An 8,329-nucleotide genomic window follows, 5' to 3' on the forward strand; every position below is an offset into this window, starting at 1 on the left:
CATGGTGAAAACTTGCCTGAAAAGGGAGGGGGCCTGTTCAGAAATTCGGATGGCGGACAGGGAGATTTGGGACATAAGCTGTCCCCCTCCGGCATAGGGTAGGGCGGTGATGTGTATGAAAACGCGGTGGCGGGGATTGGCCTGCCTGGGACTGTGCGCTGTGCTGGCATGGTTTTTGGCGGAAGCCGGGGAGATTCGCCGGGCGGCGGCGGAGGCTTTGGCCCTGTGCGGCCGGTCCGTGGTGCCGGCGCTGTTTCCCTTTTTAGTGCTGTCCATTCTGCTGGTGTCTCTGGGGTTTGGGGAGCTGGTTTCGCCCCATCTGGCGGGGCTGATGACGCCGTTGTTCCGTTTGCCGGGATGCGCCAGCTCGGCGCTGCTGTTGGGGCTGGCGGGAGGGTATCCCATCGGCGCCCAGACGGCGGCCCGGCTCTATCAGAAGGGGGAATTGACCCGGGGAGAGGCGGAGCGGCTGCTGGCCTTCTGCAACAACTCCAATCCTGTGTTTCTCATCAGTGTGCTGGGGGCCGGGGTCTTTGGCAGCGTTCGGACTGGGGTATGGCTGTGGCTGATCCATATCCTCTCGGCCCTGCTGACGGGGCTGGTCTTCCGACGGAGCGGCGAGAGCGCTTCTCCGCAATATGTGGTAAGGGAAAATACTTTTCAAAATCGGTCCTTTTTCGCCGCCCTGGTGGAGGCGGTGCAGGGGGGATTGACAGGGATGCTGTCCGTCTGTGCCTTTGTGATCTTCTTCTATGTGCTGGCCGCGCCTCTGGCCGCCTTGGGCGGGCGCCTGGGGCCGCTGCTGGTGGGATTGACGGAGCTCTTCTCCCTGACGCCTCTGCTGGCGGCGGACGGCTTCAGCTTCGTGCTGGCGGCGGGGTGCGCAGGATGGGGCGGGCTGTCCGTGCTGTGCCAGACGGCGGCGGTACTGGAGGGCAGCGGCCTGCGCCTGCGGAGCTGCCTTTTGGGCAAGGTTCTCCAGGGGCTGTTGTCCGCCGCTCTGGCGCTGGCTCTGCGGGGCTGGGTATTGGGGTGACAGAATACCCTCTGCTGTCGGAAAATTCGACAACGGAGGGTATTTTTCGGCTGTTTTGTACAGAGCGGAATCAAACTCCCATGGCTTTCACGGCCTTCACAATCCGGCTGGTGCCCAGCCGGGAGGCGCCCAGAGCGATGAAGTCCTCCGCGTCCTGGAGACCGGCGATGCCGCCGGCGGCTTTGATCTTCACATGGGGGCCGACGTGCGCCGCGAACAGGGCCACGTCCTCCCGGACGGCGCCGCCTCCGGCAAAGCCGGTAGAGGTCTTGATATAGTCCGCGCCGGAATCCGTGACGATCTCGCACAGCTTGATTTTTTCATCATCCGTCAGCAGACAGCATTCGATGATGACTTTCAGGAGCTTTCCGCCGCAGGCGGCCTTCACCGCCCGGATCTCCGAGAGGAGGTCCTCCCACCGCCGGTCCTTTACCCAGCCGAGATTGACGACCATATCCACCTCGTCCGCGCCGTTTTCCACGGCGTCTTTTGCCATGAAGCATTTGGCGGCGGTGGTGTCGTAGCCGTTGGGAAAGCCGATGACGGTGCAGATGGGGAGCTTCCCGGACACGTAGTCCGCCGCACGGCGCACATAGGAGGCGGGGATGCACACGCTGGCGCAGCCATATTTGATTCCGTCGTCGCAGACGGTTTGGATCTCCTCCCACGTGGCTGTCTGGGCCAGCAGGGTGTGGTCGCATCTGCTCAAGATATCTTTCAGTTCCATTTCAGGCCTCTCCTTTATTCTATGGTATAGTAGCGGTACTTCCCCCGTTCCATCCGGCGGACGGCCCGCCCCCGGACCTCCAGATAGTCCAGGTGGGCCAGGGCCTCCCCCACGGCGAAGAACTTCTGTTCCAGGGGGAAGTCCTCCCAGCTGCGGCTGCGGATTCTCCAGCGCATACGCCCGGCGATCTCATAGCCCGTCAGCCCTGGTTCCTCCCGGATGGTCTGCCAGGCGTCCTCAATCCGGCGCAGATGGTGGGCGGTCAGCTCATCCACCCGGTCCCGGAGGACGCCGGTCTCCCGCCGGTGAGCGGGGAGCAGGAGGTTCACCGGCAGGTCCCGTACGGCTTGCAGGCTCTCCAGATAGCTGCCCAGGGCATCCGGCATGCTCTCCCAGCGGCAGATATTGGGGGAGATGTGAAAGAGGATGTGGTCCCCGGTGAAGAGCCATCCGGCCTCCGGCTCGTAGAGGCACATATGGCCCGGCGTGTGTCCCGGGGTCAGGAGGCACCGGAGGCGGCGCCGGCCATAGGACAAAACATCTCCGTCCCTCAGAGGCGTGTACTGTCCCCACGCCCTTGGGGCGGCCGTCTGGGCGGGATTGGCGCCGAAGAGGCGGTCTGCCTCCACTTGGGAAAAGCCGTCCAGCACGTACCGGGCGTAGAGGCCCCGCCAGTGGGCACCGTCCATGTAGTCGCCGACGCCTCTGCCGTCGGTCTCCCCTATGAGGATATGGCATCCGGGCCGGATCAGGTCCGGCGCCAGCCCTGCGTGGTCACTGTGGAGATGGGTGACGAAGATATCCGTCCGGTCCCGGTCCGCACCGGCTTCCGCCAACTGCTGCTCACAGGCGGCGCGGCAGGTCTCCCAGCGAAAGCCAGTGTCGATCAGAAGGTTCCGCTCTCCCATGATCAGATAACTGTTCAGTGTTTTCAGGGGATTGCCCTCCAGGGGAATCTCCAGACGCCAAAGGTCTTTTGCCAGCTGCTCCGCCATACGTGCCTCCGTTCATCCTGTTTGGTGACGAGTATAGCAAGTTTTTGCCCGGATGTCCAGAATATTCCGGGGGAGCAGAGATTTCCGAGGGCGCCCTTTTGTTTTTTCTTGCGCCGGGGGCCAGTTGGTGCTACAATAGAATGTGTTGACGCGGGGGCCGGGTCAACATATATCGCTTTCACAACGGATATACCCTGAATTCGGAGGAATACCATGAAAAAAAGGATTTTTTCCCTGCTCTGTGCCCTGGTCTTGCTGACGGGCGCTCTGCCTGCAGCTTCTGCTCTCCAGGGGGAAGCTGCCCGGGCTGCGGACTCCCTGGCCACCCTGGGCCTGATTGAGACTGTCTCCAATGAGAAGGACCTGAACCTCCCCGCCACGCGGGCCCAGGCGGTGGTGCTGCTGGTGGCCCTGGCCGGGGCGCACCAGGAGGCGAAAAACGACAACTGGATCTCCGGCTTTACCGATGTCCCTGCCTGGGCCCATGCGGAGATCACATACGCCGCGCATCGGGGCTGGGCCTCCGGGGCGGCGCTGACGGAGTTCAAACCCGACAGCACTGTCACCGCCAACGCCTGGTTTGCATTTTTGCTGCGAATGTTGGGATACAGCGACAAGAGCGGAGACTTTGCGGTTGGCGGCGCGGCGCTTTTTGCCCAGCAGATCGGCCTGACGTCCCGGACGTACAGCGGCGGATTGACCCGGGGCCAGCTGTATCAGTCCGCCATGGACGCTCTGCTCTTCCCCTATAAGGACGGCAGTGCCACGGTGATCGGCCGTCTGGTGGAGAAGACCCCCTCCATCCGGACCGCGGCCAATGCGCTGGGCCTGTTGGAGACGGCCCTGACGGTCCGTCAGGCGGCGGACCGGCTCACCGCCGCTGTGTTCCGCCTGGACCTCTATGAGAAGCAGAAGTACGTGGACAAGGGAACCCCCACCTCTACCGCCAGCGGCTTTTTTATCTCCGCCGACGGCCTGGCCGTCACCAATTACCACTCCATTGAGGATGGCATTTACGGCACCGCCACCCTCTCCACCGGGGAGACCTTTCCAATCGACCGGGTTGTTTACTACGACCCGGAGATCGACATCGCCGTGGTGAAGATCTCCCAGACCACCACCGGGGGCAAGACCACCTCCGCCTTCAAGTATCTGGAGATGGCGGGCACCGGCGACGTCCGGCCCGGCGACAAGGTGTACGCCTTGGGCAACCCCTTAGGCGGCGGCCTGGCTGTCAGCGAGGGTGTGGTCAGCGCCACGGAGCGGGAGGTGCCCGGTTATGCCTGGCCCTGCGTCATGAATACGGCGGATATCTCCAAGGGCAGCAGCGGCGGCGCTTTGATGAATGTCTACGGACAGGCGATCGCTGTCACCACCGGCGCCTACGCCCAGGGCAACAGCATGTATCTGGGCGTCCCCGTGGACCCGGTAATGGAGGCAGATCTGACCGGCAGGGGCTGGACCCTGGCGGAGGTAGCCAAAATTGAGCAGGCCAAGGTCGAACAGGTCAGAGCGGAAAAAGACAGGTGACCCAGTGAACAAAGAGGGAGCGCCGTAGGCGCTCCCTCTTAGACTGTCAGGAAATGGTGGAGATGTATTCAATGGTAAGGAAGGGTATGTGCGGGGAACCCAAGAAGGGTTCCCCGCGCCATTGAAATCAGGGATTTTCAGAACCATAAAAAGTTTTGAAACTCCCTCTTTCTGCGTTTTATACAGCTGGCCCGCCGTGGGCCAGAATAAAGGCCTCCAGCTCTGCCGGGGTCTGAACCACCGCCACAGCGCCGGCCTCTGCCAGCTCTCCCAGGGGCGCGTAGCCGAAAAACTCCACACCTGCGCAGTCCATGCCGCAGGCCCGGGCGCCCTCCACGTCGTACTTCCGGTCACCTACCATCAGGGCGCGGCGGGGATCTGTGAGACCCAGGCGGCTCATGGCCTCCCGGATGACGTCTGCCTTGCTCTGGTCCCGGTTGTCGGAGCTGCCGGCAATCACCGCCAGATGGGGCGCGAAGCCAAACCGCTCACAGATGGAGATGCACTGGGACTCCGCTTTGGAGGAGGCCAGCGCCAGTGTGAATCCCCGGGCGCTCAGCCGGCCCATCATCTCCGCAATGCCCGGGGCCGGGCGGTTTTTGAATTGGCCTACGGGGACATATTGCTCCCGGAAGAGCCGGAGGGCCTCCTGAGCTCCTTCCTGGCTGAGGCCGCAGTACTGCATGAAAGAGTCTTGAAGCGGCGGGCCGATGAACTTCAGCAAGTCCGGAGCCTCCGGCACAGGGCAGCCCATGGCCGCTATGGCATACCGCACGCACTCCAGCACGCCCTCCTGGGAGTCGGTCAGGGTGCCGTCCAGGTCGAAAAAAATGTATTGATACATGTTCTTACCCTCCTGCCGGAAAGTGTATCACGGCTGCCGGCCTTTTGCAAGGGCACAGGGAATTTTCCGGCAGATTGAACAATTTCCCGGCTGAAGTGACCGCTATGCGTACACGATTACCATGCCGGTGATGATCCCCAATACCGCTGCCAGGGCGGGGGCCTTGCTCCGCCACATCAGGGCGGACTCCGGAAGCAGTTCCCCGAACACCACGTACAGCATGGCCCCGGAGGCGAAGCTCAGGGCCAGGGTCAGGCTCGTGGGGCCCAGGGTCCCCAGGCAGAAGCCCAGCAGGGCCCCCAGCACAGTGGGCGCGCCGGTGAGGGCTGCGGCCCCGGCGGCTCTAGCCCGTCCCATGCCGCCGGAGATCAGCGGGACGGCTACCGCCATGCCCTCCGGGATGTTGTGCAGGCCAATGACTACCGCCATCATGATCCCGCTTCGGGCCGTGGCGGGATGGACCGCTCCCCGGGCAAAAGAGGTCCCGATGACCATGCCCTCCGGCACGTTGTGCAGGGCGATGGCCGCCGCCATCACCAGTCCCGCCAGGAACAGCCCATGCCCGGTTCCGCTTCGCCGCCCGATCCAGGCGTTGAGTGAACTGGTGACGGCGCAGCCCAGCAGAATGCCCGGCACCGCCAGAAACAGCTGCCCGCCCTCCGGAGACACGGCGTCCGCCAGCAGGTCAAAGCACACCACCGCCGTCATCACCCCGGCGGCAAAGCTCAAAAGCAGGCTCACTGCCCGGCTGGAGTCCCGCCGGAACAGACAGGCGGTCAGTCCGCCCAGTCCCGTGCCGCCGACGCCCGCCGCCGCTGTGATCACCAGCACCTCTCCTAAAAGCTCCACCGCGTTCACCGCCCCTCAACGTCTCAACAAAACTCTATTTTTTCCCGGAGCCGTCTAGAACTATTCCTGCGGGCATAGCCTGAAAGAGAGGTGATGTTCCATGACGATCCATGTTGTCCGGTCCGGGGAGACCCTGGACTCCATAGCCGCCCTCTACGGGGTGGACCCCGCCCTGCTGGGCTCCGCCAACGACGTTCCCGCCGGTGGGGCCCTGGCGGTGGGGCAGACCCTGGTGGTCCGCTTTCCCCGGCAGATCCACGCCGTCCGGTCCGGGGAGACCCTTAGCTCCATTGCCGCGGCCTACGGAACGGACACCCGCGCCCTCTGGCAGAACAACTGGGTTCTGGGCGGCGGAGACGCGCTGCAGGAGGGGCAGCTTTTGGTGATCTCCTATTTTGATGAGAAAATCGGCGCGGCCGCCTTCAACGGCTATGCCTATCCCTTCATCAATCCCCGGCTGCTGGAGGCGCAGCTGCCCTATCTCACATATATGGCTCCCTTTACATACGGCATTGACGCCAAAGGAGGATTACTGTCCCTGGACGACGGCGCCATGATTTCCGCCACCCGGTCCCACGGCACCCGCCCGGTGATGCACCTGTCCACCCTCACGGAGTCCGGTGGCTTCGACACGGGGCGGGGCGCCATGGTGCTGACGGACTATGCCATGCAGAACCGCCTGATAGACGAAATATTCTGGGTAATCGGAGAAAAGGATTATGTGGGGTTGGACGTGGACTTTGAGTACCTGCCTGGCTATCTGGCGGCGGCCTACGCAGCCTTTTTGGACCGTCTCCACCGAATGCTCCGGGCCCGGGGACTGTTCCTCTGGGCGGCTCTGGCCCCCAAGACCTCTGCCGCCCAGCGGGGGCTGTTGTACGAGGCCCATGACTACGCCGGCGTCAGCGCCGCTGTGGATGGGGTGCTGCTGATGACATACGAGTGGGGCTATACCGCCGGGCCGCCCATGGCGGTGGCTCCGCTTCCCAATGTCCGGGCGGTGCTGGACTACGCCGTCACGGAGATTCCCGCCGGGAAGATCTTTTTGGGGATTCCCAATTACGGCTACGACTGGCCTCTGCCCTTTGTCCGGGGGACTACACGGGCCCAGTCCATCTCCAATCAGCGGGCTATTGAGCTGGCGCTGGAACATGACATTGCCATCCAGTTTGACGAGACCGCCCAGTCCCCCTTCTTCCACTACACTGACGCCGGGGGCACGGTCCACGAGGTCTGGTTTGAGGACGCCCGAAGCATGGATGCCAAGCTGCGGCTCATTGCGGAGTATGGCTTCCAGGGCGGTGGGGTATGGAACCTGATGCGGCCCTTTTCTCAGATCTGGCAGGTGATGGCAGCGCTGTACGATATCTGGTAAGACGGGACCGGGCAGCTGTCATTTTGACAGCTGCCCGGTCCCGTTCAGACCTCTTTCCACCGCTTCAGTGTAGGGAACCAGCTCCGCATCATCTTCTCCGCCTCTTCCTGCGTGCCCATGGGGTGACCGTTCTCCGCGTTGAACTTCAGATTGAAGGCTATGATGTCGTCCATCGTGGCGTCAGGGGCGGTGAAGCCCCCATTCTGGTAGCAGTAGCGGCAGTAGTCGGCGCTGGGGGTGCCGTCCGTCTCGGTGCCCGTGTCCTGAAGCCTGTCCAAGGGCATACCGCAGCACTGACAAAATTTTCGTTCTTCCATTGAGAAAACCTCCTTATGTTGGAAGGGGTCTGTTCCCCTGTCTCTGGCATAAGGATACGCCATAAAACCTGACAGGGTCTGTCAGGTTTCATAGACCGCCGAAAGTTTTTTGATCTCTTCGGTGAGGAGCTCCCGCCAATAGGCCGGCGACAGTACCTCCAGCTGACTGCCAAAGGACAGGAGAAAGGACAGCAGCCACTGGTCCTCCGGGAAATTGCACTCCACCAGCAGGCGGCCGTCCGGCAGGGGGATGATTTGCCCCGGATGGAAGTAGTCCCGTACCCGCCAGGCGGCAGAGGAGGTGAAGCGCAGCCGCAGGTCCACGCCCCGGTAGTCCGGGGACGGCGGGGCCTCCAGGCGCTCCGGGGGACGGCGGGACGGACAGGTTCCCTCCTCCGGCGAAAGGTCCTCCATCCGCATCAGACGGAAAATCCGCCAGTCCTGCCGCTTTTGGCAAAAGGCCGAGAGATACCAGCACCCGCCCTTGAACACCAGCCGGGCGGGCTCCACGGTGCGGCGGCTCTGCTCCCCGGCGGAGCTGTAATAGGTGAAGGACAAGGGCCTGCGGGCCAGGATGGCCCCCTTCACCAGGGCGAAGTTCTCCCGTTCCGCCGCCCCGCTGCCCCAGTCGGTGAAGTCCACCTCCAGCCAGTCGC

At 63.2% G+C, this 8,329-nt stretch carries 9 protein-coding genes; 3 read left to right on the top strand and 6 right to left on the bottom strand.

Translation table 11 applies throughout. The features are described from left to right. Positions 1 to 115: 115 nt before the first annotated feature. On the top strand, positions 116 to 1,036 hold the full coding sequence (locus tag QZ326_RS02415; protein WP_295740836.1) for a nucleoside recognition domain-containing protein: 921 nt from the start codon (positions 116 to 118) through the stop codon (positions 1,034 to 1,036). Positions 1,037 to 1,106: 70 nt separating this feature from the next. Here the strand turns inward: QZ326_RS02415 and deoC are convergent, their stop codons facing one another. Next, entirely contained in the window at positions 1,107 to 1,763 is a 657-nt protein-coding gene (gene deoC / locus QZ326_RS02420) for a deoxyribose-phosphate aldolase (protein WP_295740837.1), read from the bottom strand. A gap of 14 nt (positions 1,764 to 1,777) precedes the next feature. After that, a complete protein-coding gene (locus QZ326_RS02425; RefSeq protein WP_295740839.1) occupies positions 1,778 to 2,758 on the bottom strand; it encodes an MBL fold metallo-hydrolase in 981 nt (326 codons plus the stop codon). A gap of 213 nt (positions 2,759 to 2,971) precedes the next feature. Between QZ326_RS02425 and QZ326_RS02430 the strand changes: the two genes are divergently transcribed. Then, positions 2,972 to 4,288, top strand: a complete 1,317-nt coding sequence (locus tag QZ326_RS02430) for a S1C family serine protease (RefSeq protein WP_295740840.1) — start codon at positions 2,972 to 2,974, stop codon at positions 4,286 to 4,288. 178 nt (positions 4,289 to 4,466) lie between these two features. On the opposite strand, the gene QZ326_RS02435 is transcribed toward QZ326_RS02430, so the two are convergent. Together QZ326_RS02435 and QZ326_RS02440 are read right to left on the bottom strand one after the other, a co-directional pair. Then, the gene (locus QZ326_RS02435; protein ID WP_295740842.1) at positions 4,467 to 5,132 is read right to left on the bottom strand and encodes an HAD hydrolase-like protein; all 666 of its coding nucleotides are present in this window, start codon (positions 5,130 to 5,132) and stop codon (positions 4,467 to 4,469) included. Positions 5,133 to 5,234: 102 nt separating this feature from the next. Then, positions 5,235 to 5,981 carry a ZIP family metal transporter gene (locus QZ326_RS02440; RefSeq protein ID WP_295740844.1) on the bottom strand — a complete coding sequence of 249 codons (747 nt, stop codon included), beginning with the start codon at positions 5,979 to 5,981 and terminating at the stop codon, positions 5,235 to 5,237. Positions 5,982 to 6,081: 100 nt separating this feature from the next. On the opposite strand from QZ326_RS02440, the gene QZ326_RS02445 reads away from it, so the two are divergent. Then, positions 6,082 to 7,356 (top strand): glycosyl hydrolase family 18 protein, encoded by a 1,275-nt coding sequence (locus QZ326_RS02445; RefSeq protein ID WP_295740846.1) that lies wholly within the window; start codon positions 6,082 to 6,084, stop codon positions 7,354 to 7,356. A gap of 44 nt (positions 7,357 to 7,400) precedes the next feature. Here the strand turns inward: QZ326_RS02445 and QZ326_RS02450 are convergent, their stop codons facing one another. Together QZ326_RS02450 and QZ326_RS02455 are read right to left on the bottom strand one after the other, a co-directional pair. Beyond that, positions 7,401 to 7,673 carry a zinc ribbon domain-containing protein gene (locus QZ326_RS02450; protein WP_295740848.1) on the bottom strand — a complete coding sequence of 91 codons (273 nt, stop codon included), beginning with the start codon at positions 7,671 to 7,673 and terminating at the stop codon, positions 7,401 to 7,403. Positions 7,674 to 7,754: 81 nt separating this feature from the next. Next, positions 7,755 to 8,329 (bottom strand): YafY family protein (locus QZ326_RS02455; protein ID WP_295740850.1); only part of this gene is annotated, 575 nt, incomplete at its 5' end.

It is taken from the genome of uncultured Oscillibacter sp. (assembly GCF_910587525.1).
Taxonomy (GTDB): Bacteria; Bacillota; Clostridia; order Oscillospirales; family Oscillospiraceae; genus Oscillibacter.

Bases quoted from the DNA above. Each gene is read 5' to 3' on its own strand.
- QZ326_RS02430 (WP_295740840.1), top strand. From the start codon at position 2,972: ATGAAAAAAAGGATTTTTTCCCTGCTCTGTGCCCTGGTCTTGCTGACG.
- QZ326_RS02450 (WP_295740848.1), bottom strand. From the start codon at position 7,673: ATGGAAGAACGAAAATTTTGTCAGTGCTGCGGTATGCCCTTGGACAGG.
- QZ326_RS02445 (WP_295740846.1), top strand. From the start codon at position 6,082: ATGACGATCCATGTTGTCCGGTCCGGGGAGACCCTGGACTCCATAGCC.
- QZ326_RS02435 (WP_295740842.1), bottom strand. From the start codon at position 5,132: ATGTATCAATACATTTTTTTCGACCTGGACGGCACCCTGACCGACTCC.
- deoC (WP_295740837.1), bottom strand. From the start codon at position 1,763: ATGGAACTGAAAGATATCTTGAGCAGATGCGACCACACCCTGCTGGCC.
- QZ326_RS02425 (WP_295740839.1), bottom strand. From the start codon at position 2,758: ATGGCGGAGCAGCTGGCAAAAGACCTTTGGCGTCTGGAGATTCCCCTG.
- QZ326_RS02415 (WP_295740836.1), top strand. From the start codon at position 116: ATGAAAACGCGGTGGCGGGGATTGGCCTGCCTGGGACTGTGCGCTGTG.